The sequence below is a fragment of the Micromonospora chaiyaphumensis genome (assembly GCF_900091435.1).
Lineage (GTDB): Bacteria > Actinomycetota > Actinomycetes > Mycobacteriales > Micromonosporaceae > Micromonospora > Micromonospora chaiyaphumensis.
The window spans coordinates 171158-188923 of the sequence record NZ_FMCS01000007.1 but is presented as its reverse complement, the minus strand read 5'-3'; the positions used below and the strand labels follow the sequence as shown (position 1 = coordinate 188923).

The window sequence follows — 17766 nt, the reverse complement described above, 5'->3', positions numbered from 1 at the left end:
GGTCAGGGGATCGGCCACTCGTGCACGGGGCGGTTGCTGTGCATGAGGTCGACGTAGTGGCGGACCACCTCGCGCAGCGCCTCCGGCCGATCAAGGTGGTCGGCGGACTCCAGCCGGTGCAGCGTCTCCACCTGCCAGGTCGCGCCGTTGCGCCCGGTCAGGCAGCGCTGCTCGATGATGCCGAGCAGCCGGTCCCGCTCGGCCGGGTCGAGCCCCCACCGGTCCAGCCCGTGGTGGGCCAGCGGCAGCAGGCGGCGCAGCACCAGCTCGGTCACCGGCAGGTAGCCGAGCCCCGGCCAGAACACCTGCGCGTCGATGCCGTGCCGGGAACAGTTGGTGAAGTTCTCCTCGGCCGCGCTGAACGACATCTGCGACCAGAGTGGCCGGTCGGACTCGGCGAGGGCGCGGACCAGGCCGAAGTAGAAGGCGCCGTTGGCGACGGTGTCCAGCACGGTCGGCCCGGCGGGCAGCACGCGGTTCTCCACCCGCAGGTGCGGGCGCCCCTTCAGCACGTCGTAGACCGGGCGGTTCCACCGGTAGATCGTGCCGTTGTGCAGCCGCAGCTCGGCGAGCTTCGGCACCCCACCGCCGGCCAGGGTCTCCGCCGGGTCCTCGGGGTCGCACACCGGCAGCAGCGCCGGGAAGTAGCGCACGTTCTCCTCGAAGAGGTCGAACACGCTGGTGATCCAGCGTTCCCCGAACCACACCCGCGGGCGTACCCCCTGGGCCTTGATCTCCTCGGCGCGCGTGTCGGTGGCCTGCTGGAACAGCGGCACCCGGGTCTCCCGCCACAACTCCCGGCCGAACAGCAGCGGCGAGTTCGCGCCGAGCGCGACCTGGACGCCGGCGATCGCCTGGGCGGCGTTCCAGTAGTCGGCGAACTGGGCCGGGCTGACCTGCAGGTGGAACTGGGTGCTCGTGCAGGCGGCCTCCGGGGTGATGGTGTCCGCCGTGGTGGCCAGCCGCTCCACCCCGCTGATCGAGATCCGCAGGTCCTCGCCGCGGGCCGCGAAGATCTGCTCGTTGAGCAGGGCGTAGCGGGGGTTGGCCGAGAGGGTCTCGGCGGTCAGGTGCTCCGGGCGCAGGGTCGGCAGGATGCCGATCATCACCATGTGGGCGCCGACCGCGCGGGCCTTCTCCTCGGCGGCGTTGAGGCTCGCCCGGACATGCTCCTCGAATTGGGCCGTGCCGGTGCCGGTCAGCCGGCGCGGCGCGACGTTGATCTCCACGTTGAACTGGCCCAGCTCGGTCTGGAAGCTGGGATCCGCGATCGCCTCCAGCACGTCGGCGTTGCGCATGGCCGGCTCGGAGGCCTCGTCGACCAGGTTCAGCTCGATCTCCAGGCCGGTCATCGGCCGCTCCACGTCGAAGCGGGACTCGCGCAGCATCTCGGCGAACACGTCCAGGCAACGCCGCACCTTGTCGCGGTAGCGGGCCCGGTCCTCCCGGCTGAAGGTGCGAACGCCGACGTCCTCGCCCATGGTCACCACCCTGTCACCGTTGGTCCCTCTAACCTCGCACGCCACGGCGGCGGCGGGAAAGAGCCCGGGGGACCCATTACTACCCAGCTGCCGCGCCGGTGATCCCTGTCGCGTCGCACAGTGTCGGGGGCCGGTCCTGCCGGCCCGGCTGGCTAGCATGGCCCGATGCGCGAGATGACCATCCGGCTGTTCGTGGCGGCGGCGATCGCCGAGGCCTGCTCGTGGGCCGCCCTGCTGGCCGGCATGGCCGTCAAGTACGGGCCGCCGCGCAACGAGGTCGGCGTGCACGTGTTCGGCCCGGTGCACGGCGCGCTCTTCGTGGCGTACGGGCTGCTCGTGCTCGTGGTGGCCCGCCGGCGGCGCTGGTCGCTGTGGCACACCGGGATCGCGCTGGCCTGCGCCGTGCCGCCGTTCGCCACGGTGCTCTTCGAGCGCTGGGCCCGCCGCCGCGGCCTCCTCGCCACCCCGGCCGCCACCGAGCGCCCGCTCACCCCGGTCGGCTGACCGCCGCGGCTCACGCGGCCAGGAAGTCGGCGAGCAGGGCGGCCAGCTCCGCCGGGGCCTCCTCGGCCATGTGGTGCCCGGACGGGATCGACGCCGCGCGCACGTCGTCGGCCCAGTCCCGCCAGATCGCCGCCGGGTCGCCGTACAGGTCGACCATGTCGTCGCGCTCGGACCAGGCGAAGAGCACCGGGCAGCCGATCCGCCGGCCGGCGGCCCGGTCCGCATCGTCCGCCGCCCGGTCCGGGCCGAGCCCCGCCCGGTAGTCCTCACACATGGCGTGCACGGTGGCCGGGTCGTGGATGGCCCGGCGGTAGTCGGCGTACGCCGCCGCGCCCATCGCCTCCGGTGAGCCGCCGTACCAGGCGTCCGGGTCGGCGTTGATCACCCGCTCGGCAGGCTTGGCGAGCTGGCCCAGGAAGAACCAGTGCCACCAGCGGGCCGCGAACCGGGCGTCGCAGCGGGCCAGCGCCTCGCCGATCGGCACCCCGTCCAGCACGCCGAGCCGGGTCACCCGGTCCGGGTGGTCCAGCGCGGTCCGCATCGCCACGTAGCAGCCCCGGTCGTGGCCGACGACCGCTGCGCGGGGATGCCCGAGCGCGTCGAGCAGCGCCACCACGTCGCCGGCCATCGCCCGCTTCGAGTAGACCGTGTGCGCGGGGTCGCTCGGCGGTTTCGACGAGCCGCCGTACCCGCGCAGGTCCGGGCAGATGACGGTGTGCCCGGCGGCGACCAGCAGCGGGGCGACCCGGTGCCAGGTGGCGTGGGTGCGCGGGTGCCCGTGCAGCAGCACCACCGGGGGTCCGGACCCGCCGTGCCGGACCCGTAGGCGGACCGGGCCGACGTCGATCTGCTCCAGGGTGAAACCGGGAAACATGAGCGAGCCGGTGCCCCGGCCGGGGCGCGCGGAAACCTCAGCCGAGCGCCGAGCAGGCGGCGAGGCCGGCCACCAGCAGCACGCCGAGCACCGCCTGGAGCAGCAGCGCCGGCCCCAGGTGCGACCAGACCGTCGCGGTGCGCGGCGTCAGCAACTGGCCGGTGGTCAGGTTGACGATGCGCTCGATCTTGGGCGGCAGCTCGGGGTCGCGCTGCGGACGCAGGGTCAGCTGCACGTGGTCGCCGGGGTGCAGGGCACTCTGCGGCAGGTGGCCGTGCAGCTCGACCTCCACGAGCCGGTCGGCGGCGTCGCGCACCCGGACCGGGGTGACCAGGAACTCCGGTCCCTTCTTCAACTCCTTGAAGCTGCGCCGCGCGCCCCCGCCGCCGCTGCTGAGCAGCGCCCGGACCACCCGCAGCAGCAGCCCCACCACGCCCGCCGCGGTCAGCACCCCGACCAGCACCGGCTGGCCCACCCGCACCTCGCGGGCGTAGCCCTCCAGGAGACGGACCAGCCGGCCGGTGACGATCCGTTCCGTCGGGTGGACGGCGCGGCGGATGTGCAGCTCCGTGTTCATGTTCACCACCGAGAGTCCCGTTGTGTTCACTCATGGTATCGATCCCCCGGGTTGAACGACGTGAATGAACGCCGGTCACGGACCCCGCCCGAAGGTGACATCCCGGGCCGCGCGGGTATGCGTGCGGCCGAGCTGGAAAGGGGTCGAGCATGCAGCTGTCCTTCCTGCGCCCGCTCTACGACCGTCCCGGGCCCTGGTGCTCGGTCTACCTGGACGCCTCCCGGGACACCCACGACGCACGCCCGCAGGTCGACCTGCGCTGGCGCGCGCTCAAGGGGGACCTGATCGGGCAGGGCGCCGACCAGGCGACCGTCGAGGCGGTCGAGGAGGTGGTCCGCCGGCACGACCCGATGCCCGGCGACTACGGCATCGCGGTCTTCGCCAACCGGGGCAGGGTGGTGCTCACCGAGTACCTCTCCGCGCCGCCACTGCGGGACCTGGCCACCTGGTCCGTGCTGCCGCACACCATGCCGCTGGTCGCCCAGCGCGGCGAGCAGATCGCCTGGGTGCGGGTGCTGGCCGACCGCACCGGCGCGGACGCCGTCGCGGTCAGCGCCGGCGGGGTGCCCCGCCGGGCCACCATCAAGGGGCGGGAGAGCTGGCAGCTGCGGCGGGTGCAGCCGGGCGGCTGGTCGCAGTCCCGCTACCAGCGGGCCGCCATGGAGGCGTGGCACCACAACGCCGGTGACGCCGCCGCGGCCACCGCCGAGCTGGCCGACCGGGTCGGCGCGGACGTGGTGGTGGTGGCCGGGGACATCCGGGCCACCGGAATGATCGCGGCCCAGCTGCCGGAGCGCTGGCAGGACGTGCTCGTGCGCACCGACGCCGGCGCCCGCGACCCCATCGGCGCCGACGACACCCTCATGGACGACATCACCGTGCAGACCATCGCCGAGGTCGCCGACCAGCGGATCGCCACCGCGCTGGACCGCTTCGGCGTGCAGGAGGACGTCGGCGCCGGCCTGGACGCGGTGGTCTCCGCCCTGCAACGCAACCAGGTCGACACCATGCTGATCGTCGACGACCCGTCCGCCGACGGCGAGCTGTGGGTCGGACCGGAACCGACCGAGATCGCCACCGACCCGCGGCAGCTGCGGGACATGTCCGTGGCCGACCCGCAGAAGGTACGCGCCGACGCCGCGCTGCTGCGCGCCCTCATCGGCACCGACGCCGAGCTCACCGTGCTCGCGCCGGAGGAGGCGCCGGAACTCACCGACGGGGTCGGCGCCGTCCTGCGCTACGTCGACGCCGGCACACCCGGGCGCGGCAATGGCTGACCGTACGGTGGCCGACCTGGTCGTCGAACGGCTGCGGGCCTGGCGGGTGCCCCGGGCGTTCGGCTACCCGGGGGCGGCGATCGCCCCCCTGGTCAGCGCGCTGGACGCGGCGGGCGGGGACCCCGACTTCATCCCGGCCCGGCACGAGGAGACCGCCGCGTTCATGGCGACCGGGCACGCCAAGTTCACCGGCGAGATCGGGGTGTGCCTGGCCACCCAGGGGCCGGCCGCGGTGCATCTGCTCAACGGCCTCTACGACGCCAAGCTGGACAGCAAGCCGGTGGTCGCGATCGTGGGCGAGGACGTCACGGGACCGCTCGGCGGGGCGCACGAGGAGATCGGGCTGAGCCGGCTCTTCGGCGACGTCTGCAACCAGTTCGTCCGCTACGGCCGCACGCCCGACCAGGTGCCGGCCCTGCTGGACCAGGCGTTCCGCACCGCGGCGGCCACCCGCAGCCCGACCTGCGTGGTGCTGCCGCACGCGTTGCAGCTCGCCGCCGTTCCCGATCTGCAGCCACAGACCGCCGGCGTGGTGTCGGCGACGCCGGGCGAGCCGCTGGCCCGGGTGCTGCCGCACGACGCCGACCTGGAGGCTGCCGCCTCGCTGCTCCGCGTCGGCCAGCGGGTGGCGATCCTGGTCGGCCAGGGCGCCCACGGCGCGGCCGACGAGGTGGTCGCCCTCGCCGACCGGCTCGGCGCGGGCGTGGCCACCTCGCTGCTGGGCAAGCCCGTCCTGGACGAGCGGCTACCCTTCCACACCGGCGTGCTGGGCGAGGTCGGCACGACCGCCGCCGCCCAGCTCATGGGGGGGTGCGACACCCTGCTGCTGGTCGGCACCAACGACCCGTGGACCGACTGGTTCCCGATGCCGGGCCAGGTCCGCACCATCCAGATCGACATCGACGGCCGGCGCATCGGCGGCCGCTACCCCGTGGAGGTGCCGCTGGTCGGCGATGCTGCCGACACGCTGCGCGCGCTGCTGGCAAGGGTGCCCGACCGGCCCAACACCCAGTGGCGGGACGTGGTGCAGACTTCGGTCGACCGGTGGCGGGCGGCCGCCGCCGAGCGGGCCGCCGCCCCGGCCGAGCCGGTCAACCCGCAGCTCGTGCTCCAGGAGCTGTCCGCCCGGCTGCCGCGCCGCGGCTCCGTCGCGGTGGACGTCGGCTCGGTCATCTACTGGTACGCCCGCCACCTGGAACTGCCCCCGGGCGTCCGCGCCCAGCTCTGCGGCACGCTCGGCTCGATGGGCTGTGCCCTGCCGTACGCGGTCGCGGCCAAGCTGGCCCGCCCCGACGAGCCGGTGGTCGCGCTGCTCGGCGACGGCGCCATGCAGCTCAACGGGCTCGCCGAGCTGATCACCGTGGCGCACCACTGGCAGGAGTGGCGGGATCCGCGGCTCGTGGTCCTGGTGCTGAACAACCGCGACCAGTCCGGGATGGGCGACGGCCGCCCGCCCGGCGCGTTCGCCGCCCGGCGACCCGACGTGCCGTACGCCGGCTGGGCCCGGTTGCTCGGCCTGCACGGGGTGCGGGTGGACCGCCCCGACCTGGTAGGCCCGGCCTGGGACGAGGTGCTCGCGGCGGACCGGCCCAGCGTGCTCGAGGCCGTGGTCGACCCGGCGGTGGCGCTGGACCCGCCCGAGCCGGCCCTGGCCGACCTGCGTGGCCTGTTCGCCGACGGGGACGCCGCCCGGCGGGTGCGGGAGCGGGTGCTGGAGACCGGGACGGCCGTGGAGGCGGAGGACCTCGTGTAGCGGACGGGAACCACCCGTGCGGCCGGCACCGCCCTCAGTCGAGGGCGGTGCCGGCCGTCGTGGTCGCCCGGCTGGCGGGGGCCACGCTGCTTTCGCCCCCGTTCCGCCCGCGACGGCCGGGCACGGCGGAACGGCGCCGGTGCGTGCCGCGCGCGGTGCCGGTGCCCGCCCGCTGATTGGTCCGACCCGTGGGGGGATGCCCCGTTTAGACCCCAGAGGGACGGGAAGCCGGGCCGCGTGGTGAGCGATCGAGGCAAGGTGGGGCCGGTGCGGAAGGTGCCGGTGGGGCCGGCGGCGGCCGGCGCCGGGCTGACCGGCGACCGGGTGGTGGCGGCGGGCAGCGCCGCCCGCCTCCTGGTCGCGGTGACGGCCCGGGCGCTGCGCGGCGACGACTGCGGCGACCTCGGCCATCCGGGGCCGCTGTCGCGCTTCACCGGGGCCCCGGAGCCGGTGCGCCGGGCCGCCGCGGCGCGGGCCGCCGGGCGGGCGGCGCTCAGTCCCGGCCAGGTCGCCGACGTGGACGCCGAGAGGGTCGCCGGCTGGTTCGTCGACCAGTACCCCACCCGCCGCTGGCCCGGCGCGGTGCTCGGCTCGCCGCACGGCGCGGCAGCGCACCTGGCGGTGGCGCTCGGGGTGCCCTGGCTGCCCGCCGGTTTCGAGGTGGCCGCGCACTGGGCCCGGGGCGCGGTGGACCGCCCGGACGCCGCGCTCGACCACGGCGCCGCCCTCACCGGCCGGCTGCTCGCCGGCAACGCACGCGTGCACGTCCGGCAGGTGCACTGCCCGGCCAGCCGGGGTGCCTCGGCGGCCGCCACCGTCTCGCTCGCCGTGCGCTGGCGGGCGCTGCCCGGCGCGTACGCCCGGTTCCTGGCGGAGGGGCTGGAGCCCGGGGCGCCGGTGCTGCTGCTGCACGACGCGCGCACCTGGCCGGTGCGGGACGAGGGGAGCGGGCACAGCTTCCAGGTCGGCTGCCCGGCCAGCGGGCTCGACCCGGTCGACTTCCACCCGGACGCGCACGCGCTGCGCCAGGTGCTCCGCTCGGCCGGTGGGGACGGGGCGCGCTGGGCGCCGCCGGACGTCACCTCCCCGGCGGCGTTCGCCGAGAACGGCGTGGAGTCCGGTTTCGAACACGACGCCCGGGAGTGGGGCGGCCGGCACGGGCACCCGCTGCACCGCGTCGTCGTCCCGCAGCCGGATGCGCTGAGCGGGGCCACCGCCGACCTGTACCGGCGCTGGCTGCGGCGGGCCGGCAAGACCGGCGACCGGCTGGTGGTCGAGTGCGGCCGGCTGCTCGACCCGTGGCAGGTGCTGCGGGCGGGCCTGGTGCCCTACTGGTGCGAGAACGCGACCCGCCGCCGGGTGCAGGGGGCCGAGTGGTGGCTCGCCGGCAGCGAGCCGTTCAGCTCGGTGGACGTGCTCCCGGAGCCGCCCGGGGTCCGCTCGCCCGCCCTCGCGGGGTTGCCCCAGTGGCTCGCGGTGGCCGGGTTCGGGCGCCGCCGGCGCGCCCTGGACCGGGGCTCGGCGCGCGGCTACCCGGTCACCACCGTCCCGACCCGGCGTGCCACGGAGGTGTTGCGCAACCAGCCGTACGACCTGCCCGTGCCGCCGCCCCTGCGGATGGCCGAGGCCCTCGCCGCGTTGCGCGACGCGGGCGCCCACCAGGGGTTGCTGGTCTCCTGAGGCCGGTGGTCGGCGGGTCGCCGACCAACCTGGCGAAACATCCTCGCGATCCTGCGGTCCGTGATTGAGTACCTACGGAGCGGGAACACCGCTCGCCGCGGAACGGCCCACGACGCCGTGCGGCGGGCGGCCGCCGCTTCCGGCGTTCCGTCACGTAACCCAACTTCCGGCCCGGTGCGTGGCCCGACCACGCGCACGACCGGTTCCGATCCGGGCGGGGGACCTTCCTGAGGGAGGCGCGGATGTTCGGACAGACCACCACACCCACACCACCACCCACCGAACGGGGCCTGGAGGACCTCGACGCGGCGGCGCTCGCGTACGCGGCACGCATCGCCGGCCTGCCACCCGAGCGGCGGCAGGAGGCACGGGACGATCTGGTCCGCTTCGCGCTGCCCTTCGCCGGGCGGCTGGCCCGCCGCTACCGCGGTCGCGGGGAACCGCTCGAGGATCTGGAGCAGGTGGCGCGCCTCGGCCTGGTGAACGCCGTCGACCGGTACGACCCGGAGCGGGGCTCGTTCACCGCGTACGCGGCGATCACCATCGTCGGCGAGATCAAACGGCACTTCCGGGACCGCACCTGGGGGGTGCACGTGCCGCGCCGGCTGCGTGACCTGATCCTGGAGGTGGGGCAGGCGACGGCGGCGCTGACCAGCGAGCTGTCCCGGGCGCCCACGGTGGCCGAGCTGGCCGAGCGGCTGGAGACGCCGGAGGAGGAGATCCTCGCCGCGCTGGAGTCGGCCGCCGGCTACAGCCCGGCCTCGCTCAACGCGCCGGTCGGTGGGGAGAGTTCCGCCGAGTTCGGCGACCTGGTGGGTGAGTCGGACAACGCCCTGGAGTCCGTCGACGACCGGGTCACGGTGAGCGGCCTGCTGCACCGGCTGCCCTGGCGCGAGCGGCGGATCCTCGCCATGCGCTTCTACGGCAACCAGACCCAGGCGGAGATCGCGGCGCGGTTCGGCATCTCGCAGATGCACGTGTCGCGGCTGCTCTCCCGGGCGCTGACCTGGCTGCGCCAGGCGATGCTCGCCGACGCGCCGCCACCGTGGCAGAACGGCGCGGCCGAGTCCGAGCCGGCCCGGGCGCGGATCTCCGTGAAGCAGAACGGTGACCGGGTGGTCGTCGAGGTCGGGGGAGAGGTCGACCGCGACGGCGCGGACCAGCTCCGCAAGGCCATGCTGGAGGCGGTCACCGGGCAGCCCCGCGAGGTGGTCGTCGACCTGGTGGGCGCGGGCGGCTTCGACGCGGGCGGGATCGCCGCGCTGATGGCCGGCCGCGACGCCGCCGCCCGCACCGGGGTGCCGCTGCGGCTGACCCGGGTGCAGCCCGCGGTGCGCCGCTCGCTGGCCGCGGCCGGCCTGCCGCCCGCCGCCGACTGACCGAAGGTGAGGAAGGGCCCCTGGCGTTGCCAGGGGCCCTTCGTTGCGCGCGGGCCGGGTGGGGTGCGTACCCGAGCGAAAGGGCCGGCGCCCGACGGCGCCGGCCCTTCCTGCTGCCCCTCAACTCTCCGGGTTGTCCCGGTGCTCGCGGGGGTGTTCCCAGCGGGGGTTGTCCGACCGCGTGTTCCGCTGCGGACCCAGCTGGGTCTCCTCCGGCTGGTCGGTCCCCTCGAAGCTGGGCCGCAGCACCTCCTCCGGCTCGGGCACGTCGACCGGCCGGGCGCCGGACTGCGGCGCGGGCTGGTACTCGACGGCCTCGCGCGCGCCGTGCGCGCCCTCGGCGGCCGGCGACTCCGGTGTGTACGGCACGTGGCGCAACTCCTCGGTGAAGTGCTGCGGCGACTTGGTGGTGCGCTGCGGCAGGTCACGGCCCAGGTCGGAGACGAGCGGGCCGTACTTGGCGTCGAAGGCCGGCCGCTCGGAGCGGATCCGCGGCATCCGGTCGAAGTTGCGCAGCGGCGGCGGGCAGGTGGTGGCCCACTCGAGCGAGTTGCCGAAGCCCCAGGGGTCGTCCACGGTCACCATGGCGCCGTAGCGCCAGGACTTCCAGATGTTGTAGATGACGAACAGGGTGGACGCGCCGAGCAGGAAGGAGCCGAGGGTGGAGATCACGTTCAACGGGGTGAAACCGTCGCTGGGCAGGTAGTCGGCGTACCGGCGGGGCATGCCCTCGGCGCCGAGCCAGTGCTGCACGAGGAAGGTGGCGTGGAACCCGATGAACATGGTCCAGAAGTGCATCTTGCCCAGGCGCTCGTCGAGCAGCCGCCCGGTCATCTTGGGGAACCAGAAGTAGAGCCCGCCGAACGCGGCGAAGACGATGGTGCCGAAGAGCACGTAGTGGAAGTGGGCCACCACGAAGTAGGTGTCGTGCAGGTGGAAGTCGGCCGGCGGGCTGGCCAGCAGCACCCCGGTGAGGCCACCGAACAGGAAGGTGACCAGGAAGCCGATGGCGAACAGCATCGGCGTCTCGAAGGTGATCTGCCCTTTCCACATGGTGCCGATCCAGTTGAAGAACTTCACGCCGGTCGGCACCGCGATGAGATAGCTGAGGATGCTGAAGAACGGCAGCAGCACCTGGCCGGTGGCGAACATGTGGTGCGCCCAGACGGTCATCGACAGCACGGTGATCGCGATGGTGGCGAGCACCAGACCGGTGTAGCCGAAGATCGGCTTCCGCGCGAAGACGGGGATGATCTCGGTGATGATCCCGAAGAACGGCAGCGCCACGATGTAGACCTCGGGATGTCCGAAGAACCAGAACAGGTGCTGCCAGAGCATCGGCCCGCCGGTGGTCGGGTCGAAGACGTGCGAGTGCAGGATCCGGTCCGAGGCGAGCGCGAACAGCGCGGCGGCCAGCAGCGGGAAGACCAGGATCACCAGGACGCTGGTGAGCAGCAGGTTCCAGGTGAAGATCGGCATCCGGAACAGCGTCATGCCGGGCGCGCGCAGGGTGATGATCGTGGTGATCAGGTTGACCGCGCCGAGGATGGTGCCCAGCCCGGAGACGGCCAGGCCCACCACCCACATGTTCCCGCCGACACCGGGGCTGTGCTGCGACTCGCTCAACGGCGTGTACGCGGTCCAGCCGAAGTCCGCCGCGCCCTGCGGGGTGACGAACCCGCCGAGGACGATGAGGCCTCCGAAGAAGTAGAGCCAGTACGCGAAGGCGTTGAGCCGGGGAAAGGCCACGTCCGGCGCGCCGATCTGCAACGGCACGATGTAGTTGCCGAACCCGAACACCATGGGCGTCGCGAACAGCAGCAGCATGATCGTGCCGTGCATGGTGAACAGCTGGTTGTACTGCTCCGGGGACAGGAACTGCATCCCGGGCTGGCCCAGCTCCGCCCGCATGAGCATCGCCATGAACCCGCCGATGACGAACCACGCGAAGGCTGTGCCCAGGTAGAGCAGGCCGATGAGCTTCGCGTCGGTGGTGCGCAGCAGCCGCCACAGCGAGTCGCCCTTGACCGCCCCCCGGACCGGGCCGGGATAGCCGCCGAACCGGGCCGGCGCGAGGATCGCCGGCCCCCGGTCTCGTGGCTCCGTGACTACCCGCTTAGGCATGGCTTCTCACCCCGTGTGACGACAGACAGGACGGGCACGCGTACCCGACCCTCTGCCCATCAAACCAGGCGAGAGCGGAGAATTCGGTCAGTTGGCGGGCAGCATGGCCCAGACCACCTTGCCCGCGCCCGCCGGGGTGCTGCCCCAGCGCTGGGTCAGCTCGCGGACGAGCATGAGCCCGCGCCCGCCCTCGGCCCGCAGGTCGCGGTCGGTCGCCGCCCGCGGATCGGCCGGGCTGCCGTCCATGACGGCCACCCGCAGGTACGGCCGGCGCAGGGTCAGCGTCACCTGCATCGGGGTGCCGGCGTGCCGGACGACGTTGCCGACCAGCTCGCTGAGGACCAGCGAGGCCGGGCCGGCCAGCTCCGGGATGTTCCACCGGCCGCACGCGTCAGTGACCAGCTCGCGGGCTCGCCGGCAGGCGCCGGCCACCGGCTCCAGCCGGGCCCGCAGCCGCGGGGCGGCCACCGCGCCGGCCAGCGCCGCCGCCTCCGCGCAGTCGCGGCGCACGGGCACCACCCGGCAGGCGGTGGTCTCGGCGAGCCAGGTCGCCGCCTCCCGGGGCGGGGCGGACAGCACCATCGGTACGGCCGGCCAGTCCGCGGCCCGGCGGGCCGCGGCGGCGAAGACGGAGAGGGCGAGCGGGTCGGTCACGTCGAGCTTCTCCAGGTCGACGACGAGAGCGTCCGGCTGCGCGGCGAGGCACCGGTCCAGGACCGTGTGCACCGAGCGCATCGTGCCCAGGTCGAGCACGCCGGCCAGCCGTACGACGGTGACCGGCGTCTCGTCGCGGACCTCGCACCTGATCCGGGTCGACATCCAGGCCCTCGTTTCCCATCTCGTCGGAGGACCTGGGAGATACCCGCGCCCGGGGCGGGTGAAACCGGACATCCGCCCCTGGGCGCGCCTGCTCAGCGGCGGTTCCCACCCCGGGTGGTGAGCAGCCCCAGAGCGATCATGCCGACACCGAGGAAGAAGTGCAGCCAGTTGTCCGCGCCGTTGAACGGGACGAAGTTCGCGCCGCTGTTGTGGTCGACGACCAGGCCGTAGAGCCAGAGCACGAGGTAGATCGCGCCGCCGCCGATCAGGAACGTCCGGGCCCCGGAGACCGTCCGGGCCAGCAGCAGGCCGGCGACGCCGAACGCCAGGTGCACGATGTTGTGCAGCACCGAGGTCTGGAACAGGCCGAGCAGCTTCGCGTCGGAGTCGTGCCCGGCGAACTTCAGGTCGCTGTAGTGGGTCGTGATGCCGGGGATGAACCCCAGCACGCCGATCACCAGGAAGAGCACGCCGACGGTCGCCGCGGCCCGGCGTACCGGCGCCCGGCCGTCGGCCGGGTTGCGTCGCCCACGGGAGTGGGCCATCGAGTTCGTCATGCCGGGCCTCCTCGCCAGACAAGGGACCGGGCGGCTTTCCCGGACACCTCGGGGGCAAACGCCGCCCCCGCGAACCGCCCGGCTCAGGCTGGCTGCAACGACCGGGCGGTGAGCCGGCGGACCCGCTCGTACAGCTCCACGTACCGCTGGGCCATCAGCTCCGGGGTGAACCGGGCGGCCGCCTCCCGCCGGCACTCGTCCTCCTCGAGCAGGCCGGCGGCCAGCACCAGCTCGCCCAGCTCCTCCTCGTCGCCGGTGAGCAGCCCGGTGCGGCCGTGCTCGATGAGTTCCGGCAGGCAGCCGCGGGCGGTGGCCACCACCGGCGTGCCGAGCGCGAGGGACTCCACCACGGCGGTGCCGCCGGGCTCCTCCCAGCGCAGCGGGAACAGCGAGGCCCGCGCGCCGGCCACCAGGTCGTCGCGTTCCTGCCCGGCGACGGTGCCGACCCAGCGCACCAGGTCCCCGTCGACGTGCGGGGCCACGTGGTCGTAGAAGAACCGCACGTCCGGGTTCTGCCGGGCCTCGTCGCCCGCCGCGGCCAGGTCCTCGGGCCGGTGGTACGGGCCGACCGGGCCGGCCAGCACCAGCGGGAAGCCGACCTGCCGGGCCAGCCGAGCGCCCAGGTCCTGCCCCTTGCCCGGGTTGATCCGGCCCAGGATGACGACGTGCTCGCCCTTGGCCACCGGCGGCCGGCGGTCCGCGCCGACCGCGAGGGGGGTGGACAGGTGCACGTGCCCGACCGAGTGCTCCTGGAGGGCCCGCGGGGCCCGGGCGAGCTGCGCGGCGGAGACGCCGTTGACCCGCACCCGGTCGCCGCCGTCCAGGTTGCCGTACAGCTCGGGGTGCTTGGCGAGATCCCAGTGCAGGGTGTGCAGCGCGGGCGGGGCGTCCGGACCCATCGCGGCCAGGGTGGCGAGCCCGGCGGCCTCCACGTGGTCGTGCACCAGGTCGATGTCGTCGCGACCGTGCAGCGCGCGGACCACCCCGTGCAGGTGCGCCTGGGCCACCCCGCAGACCTGGTTGTACGGCCGTTGCAGCGAGTGGAACTGCCCGTCGGGAAAGACCGAGATCCGGTCGTCGACCGGCAGGGTGCTGCTCTCCACGGAGGCGAGCACCACCCGCACGCCGAGCCGGCGCAGCTCCGGCACCAGGGTGGCGATCACGTTCTCGATCCCGCCGTAGCCGGGTGGCGGCACGGACAACCAGGGACCGGCGTTCATCAGGACGGTGAGTGTCATCGTGCGTGGTCCCTTCCTCGGGTGGCCCGCACGCCGTTCGTCCCGGTTCGCGACTGCGGGGCTCGCAGACCCGGCTCACTCCTCGCGCTCACGCCGTCGGTCTCGGTTCGCGACTGCGGGGCTCGCAAGCCCGGCTCACTCCTCGCGCTCACGCCGCGACCCGGCGCCGCGGCACCCGGTGCCGTAGCTGCGCCAGCGGCGGCCGTTCCTCGATCGAGACGTCGCTGACGACGATCTCGCGGTCCAGGTTGGGCAGGGCGTCCGAGCCGCCCCGCCGGAACTGGGTGAGCAGGGCGGTCGGCTCCACACCCGGCGCCGCCCAGCCGCGCCGCTGCAGCCGCGACCAGACGGTCAGGAGGATCTGCGCGGACATCCGGCCCAGCGCCGCGGTGTCCTGGTGCCGGTGCTTGCGCTCGCCCAGGTCGACCTGGGCCAGCGAGTCCAGCCCCACCAGGTCCAGCAGGTCGATGAGCATGGCCGTCTCGACGCCGTAGCCGGAGACGAACGGGACCTGCGCCAGCACGTCGCGGCGGCCCGCGTACTCGCCGGCGAGCGGCTGCACGAAGCCGGCCAGCTCCGGCCAGAACAGGTTCAGCAGCGGGCGGGCCATCAGCTCGGTCACCCGGCCGCCGCCGTCGGACTCCACGCCGGTGGCGCCGACCAGCGGCCGGTGGTAGAAGCCCTTCACGAAGTCGACCGACGGGTCGGTGAGCAGCGGCCCGACCAGCCCGGTGACGAAGTGCGGCCGGAACTCCCGCAGGTCGGCGTCGACGAACGCGACCACGTCGCCCTCCGCGGCCGCGAGCCCGGCCCAGAGCGCGTCCCCCTTGCCGGTGAGCCGGGGCAGCCCGCGCGTCATCGCGTCCTGGCTGACCACCTCGGCGCCGGCCGCCCGCGCCACCTGCGCGGTCCGGTCGGTGGACCGCGAGTCCACCACGATCAGCTCGTCCACCAGCGGCACCCGGTCCATCAGGTGCTGGCGGATCGTCGACACGATCGCGCCGACGGTCGCTTCCTCGTTGCGCGCCGGCAGCACCACGCTGACCCGGCTGGCACCCTTGGCCCGCACGAGGCGCCGCGCCGGCCAGTCGTCGGCGGACGTGGTGCGGTACGTGGCCCAGGCCTCCACCACCGGTGAGACGATCGACTCTGTATCCCGCACAGGCACACTCCCTGGTTGTGGCGGTACCACGGGCTTCTGGTTTGCCCAGTTGACCGCCCGTGCTAACCGGATCATGCCGAACACCTGATCACCAGTCCGGTACCGGCCGGTTCCCGCGCGGTGAACGTCTGATTGCGCGCCCGTCCGCGTTTGGCGATGCGGCCGCCCGGGGAGTGCTGTCGGCAGTCTGTCGTCGGGGAAGGGTCGGGAGTATGCGCGTGTGCCGGGTGGGACTGGTCGGAGCCGGCGGGGTGGCGCAGCGCCACGCCCGCGTGTTGACCGGCTTCGAGGACGTGGAACTGCTCGGGGTGACCGATGTCGCCCCGGACGCGGCGGAGGCGCTCGCCGGCACGCACGGCGCCCGGGCCTTCCGCGACGTGGACGACCTGCTCGCCGCCGGCCCGGACGCCGTGTACGTCTGCGTGCCGCCGTTCGCGCACGGCCCGGTCGAGGAGGCGGTGATCGCCGCCGGTGTCCCGATGTTCGTGGAGAAGCCGGTGGCGCTGGACCTGGAGACCGCGGAGCGGGTCGCCGCGCTGGTCGAGGGACGGGGCCTGCGCACCGCGGTCGGCCACCACTGGCGTTACCTGCACGTGGTCGAGGAGGCCCGGCGGCTGCTGGCCGACCGTCCGGTGCGGATGGTCAACGGGGCCTGGTTGGACAAGGTGCCACCGGTCGCCTGGTGGACCCGGCGGGACCGGTCCGGCGGGCCGGTCGTCGAGCAGGCCGCGCACGTGCTGGACCTGGTGCGGCTGCTGGTGGGCGAGGTGACCGAGGTGACCGCCTACGGGGACGGAAGCCCGCCGCCGGTCGAGGGCGCCGACATCGACTCCGTCACGGCGGCCACCCTGCGCTTCGCCTCGGGCGCGGTCGGCACGCTCGCGGCGGCCTGCGTGCTCGGCTGGAAGCACCGGGCCGGCCTGGAGATCCTCGCCGACGGGCTGGCGCTGTCGCTGGCCGAGGACGGCCTGACCGTCTGCGACGGAGACGGCGAGCGGCACCTGCCCGCCGACCCGGACGGCGCCCGGGTGGCCGTCGACCGGGCCTTCGTCGACGCGGTGCGGGGGGTCGGCGACGACGTCCGGGTCCCGTACGCCGAGGCGCTGCGCACCCATCGGCTCGCCGTGGCGCTGGCCGAGTCGGCGCGGACCGGGCGGTCGGTGGCGCTGCCCACCGGGCCGGCCGCGCGGCTCACCGCCGCGGTCGCGGATGCCACGCCGGCCGGGCCGACGGGGGTGACCGTCGATGCGTGACCGGGTGGTGGTGGTCAGCGGGCCCGGCCGGGTCGAGCTGGTCGAGCAGGACGCGGCCGAGCTGCGCGAGGGCACCTTCCGGGTGGAGACCCTGTTCAGCGGGGTCTCGGCCGGCACCGAGCTGAGTTACGTCAAGGGCACGAACCCCTACCTGCACGTCACCTGGAACGCCGACCTCGGGCTGTTCGAGCCCGGCGGCGCCGGGACGCCGTACCCGGTCACCCGGCTCGGCTACATGCAGGTCGGCCGGGTGGTGGAGAGCCGCACCCCGGCGGTCGCCGTGGGCTCGGTCGGCGCCATGACCTACGGCCACCGCAGCGGCTACGTCGCCGACCCGGTCGCCGAGCGGTTCGTGCCGCTGCCCGACGATCTCGACCCGCTGCTCGGCGTCTACGTCGCGCACATGGGCCCGATCTGCGCCAACGGCCTGCTGCACGCCGCCGCCGACCTGTGCGGCACCGACGTCCGCTCGCTCGGCGACGGGGTGCGCGGGAGGCGGGTGGCGGTGGTCGGCAGCGGCGTTGTGGCGCTGCTCACCGCGCTGTTCGCCAGGCGGCACGGTGCCGCCTCCGTGGTGGTCCTGGACCCCACCCCGGCCCGCCGGGAGGCGGCCGAGTCACTCGGCCTGGAGACGCTCGACCCAGGGGCGGACGACCCGGCCGTCGTGTTGAAGACCCGCTGGAACCACGCCGCCGGCGACCGGGGCGCGGACGTGGTCTTCCAGTGCCGCGGCCAGGACTGGGCGCTCCACCTCGCGCTGCGCCTGCTGCGCCCCCAGGGCACGGTGATCGACCTGGCGTTCTACCAGGCCGGCGCGGACGCCGTCCGGTTGGGCGAGGAGTTCCACCACAACGGCCTGTCGCTGCGCTGCGCCCAGATCGGCCGGGTGCCGCGCGGGCTGACCCCCACCTGGGACCGGGAGCGGCTCTCCGCCGAGACCGTCGACCTGCTGCGCCAGTACGGCGACCTGATCCGCAAGCACCTCGTCTCCGCCGTGGTGCCGCTGGAGGAGGCGCCGGCGGTGCTCACCGACCTGGCCGAGCGGCGCCGCTCGGAGCTGCAGGTGGTGCTCACCGGCTGAGCCTGGG

15 protein-coding genes are annotated in these 17766 nt (G+C 74.4%); 7 read left to right on the top strand and 8 right to left on the bottom strand.

Annotation, left to right across the window (positions count from 1 at the left end; all coding sequences use genetic code 11):
* Nucleotides 1–2: 2 nt before the first annotated feature.
* Nucleotides 3–1481 carry a glutamate-cysteine ligase family protein gene (locus tag GA0070214_RS20225; protein WP_091266644.1) on the bottom strand — a complete coding sequence of 493 codons (1479 nt, stop codon included), beginning with the start codon at nt 1479–1481 and terminating at the stop codon, nt 3–5.
* Nucleotides 1482–1646: 165 nt separating this feature from the next.
* On the opposite strand from GA0070214_RS20225, the gene GA0070214_RS20220 reads away from it, so the two are divergent.
* Complete coding sequence (locus tag GA0070214_RS20220) at nt 1647–1985, top strand: DUF3817 domain-containing protein (protein ID WP_091266117.1); 339 nt, start codon at nt 1647–1649, stop codon at nt 1983–1985.
* Nucleotides 1986–1995: 10 nt separating this feature from the next.
* Here the strand turns inward: GA0070214_RS20220 and GA0070214_RS20215 are convergent, their stop codons facing one another.
* Together GA0070214_RS20215 and GA0070214_RS20210 are read right to left on the bottom strand one after the other, a co-directional pair.
* Nucleotides 1996–2859 carry an alpha/beta fold hydrolase gene (locus GA0070214_RS20215; protein WP_091266115.1) on the bottom strand — a complete coding sequence of 288 codons (864 nt, stop codon included), beginning with the start codon at nt 2857–2859 and terminating at the stop codon, nt 1996–1998.
* A 37-nt stretch (nt 2860–2896) separates the two neighbouring features.
* Nucleotides 2897–3445 (bottom strand): hypothetical protein, encoded by a 549-nt coding sequence (locus GA0070214_RS20210; protein ID WP_208602847.1) that lies wholly within the window; start codon nt 3443–3445, stop codon nt 2897–2899.
* Between the two features lie 140 nt (nt 3446–3585).
* Between GA0070214_RS20210 and GA0070214_RS20205 the strand changes: the two genes are divergently transcribed.
* The 4 genes from GA0070214_RS20205 (at nt 3586) to GA0070214_RS20190 (ending at nt 9525) form a co-directional block, all read left to right on the top strand.
* Nucleotides 3586–4713, top strand: a complete 1128-nt coding sequence (locus GA0070214_RS20205) for a baeRF2 domain-containing protein (RefSeq protein WP_091266111.1) — start codon at nt 3586–3588, stop codon at nt 4711–4713.
* Nucleotides 4706–6466 carry a thiamine pyrophosphate-binding protein gene (locus tag GA0070214_RS20200; protein WP_091266107.1) on the top strand — a complete coding sequence of 587 codons (1761 nt, stop codon included), beginning with the start codon at nt 4706–4708 and terminating at the stop codon, nt 6464–6466. Before GA0070214_RS20205 ends, GA0070214_RS20200 begins: the two co-directional genes overlap by 8 nt.
* Before the next feature lie 267 nt (nt 6467–6733).
* Nucleotides 6734–8146, top strand: a complete 1413-nt coding sequence (locus GA0070214_RS20195; RefSeq protein WP_091266103.1) for a hypothetical protein — start codon at nt 6734–6736, stop codon at nt 8144–8146.
* Nucleotides 8147–8388: 242 nt separating this feature from the next.
* Nucleotides 8389–9525: a SigB/SigF/SigG family RNA polymerase sigma factor gene (locus tag GA0070214_RS20190; protein ID WP_091266099.1), complete on the top strand. Its 1137-nt coding sequence runs from the start codon at nt 8389–8391 to the stop codon at nt 9523–9525.
* A 120-nt stretch (nt 9526–9645) separates the two neighbouring features.
* Here the strand turns inward: GA0070214_RS20190 and ctaD are convergent, their stop codons facing one another.
* The 5 genes from ctaD to GA0070214_RS20165 form a co-directional block, all read right to left on the bottom strand.
* Nucleotides 9646–11649 carry an aa3-type cytochrome oxidase subunit I gene (ctaD, locus tag GA0070214_RS20185; RefSeq protein WP_091266095.1) on the bottom strand — a complete coding sequence of 668 codons (2004 nt, stop codon included), beginning with the start codon at nt 11647–11649 and terminating at the stop codon, nt 9646–9648.
* A gap of 87 nt (nt 11650–11736) precedes the next feature.
* Nucleotides 11737–12468, bottom strand: coding sequence for an ATP-binding protein (locus GA0070214_RS20180; RefSeq protein WP_091266092.1), 732 nt, complete (start codon nt 12466–12468; stop codon nt 11737–11739).
* 92 nt (nt 12469–12560) lie between these two features.
* Nucleotides 12561–13025, bottom strand: a complete 465-nt coding sequence (locus GA0070214_RS20175) for a DUF4383 domain-containing protein (RefSeq protein ID WP_091266088.1) — start codon at nt 13023–13025, stop codon at nt 12561–12563.
* Nucleotides 13026–13108: 83 nt separating this feature from the next.
* Nucleotides 13109–14263, bottom strand: coding sequence for a glycosyltransferase (locus GA0070214_RS20170; RefSeq protein ID WP_091266084.1), 1155 nt, complete (start codon nt 14261–14263; stop codon nt 13109–13111).
* A gap of 148 nt (nt 14264–14411) precedes the next feature.
* A complete protein-coding gene (locus GA0070214_RS20165; RefSeq protein ID WP_244167789.1) occupies nt 14412–15392 on the bottom strand; it encodes a glucosyl-3-phosphoglycerate synthase in 981 nt (326 codons plus the stop codon).
* A gap of 245 nt (nt 15393–15637) precedes the next feature.
* On the opposite strand from GA0070214_RS20165, the gene GA0070214_RS20160 reads away from it, so the two are divergent.
* Nucleotides 15638–16678, top strand: coding sequence for a Gfo/Idh/MocA family protein (locus GA0070214_RS20160; protein ID WP_091266077.1), 1041 nt, complete (start codon nt 15638–15640; stop codon nt 16676–16678).
* Nucleotides 16671–17759 (top strand): zinc-binding dehydrogenase, encoded by a 1089-nt coding sequence (locus GA0070214_RS20155; RefSeq protein ID WP_091266074.1) that lies wholly within the window; start codon nt 16671–16673, stop codon nt 17757–17759. The genes GA0070214_RS20160 and GA0070214_RS20155 overlap by 8 nt, the downstream gene beginning before the upstream one ends.
* Nucleotides 17760–17766 lie beyond the last annotated feature (7 nt).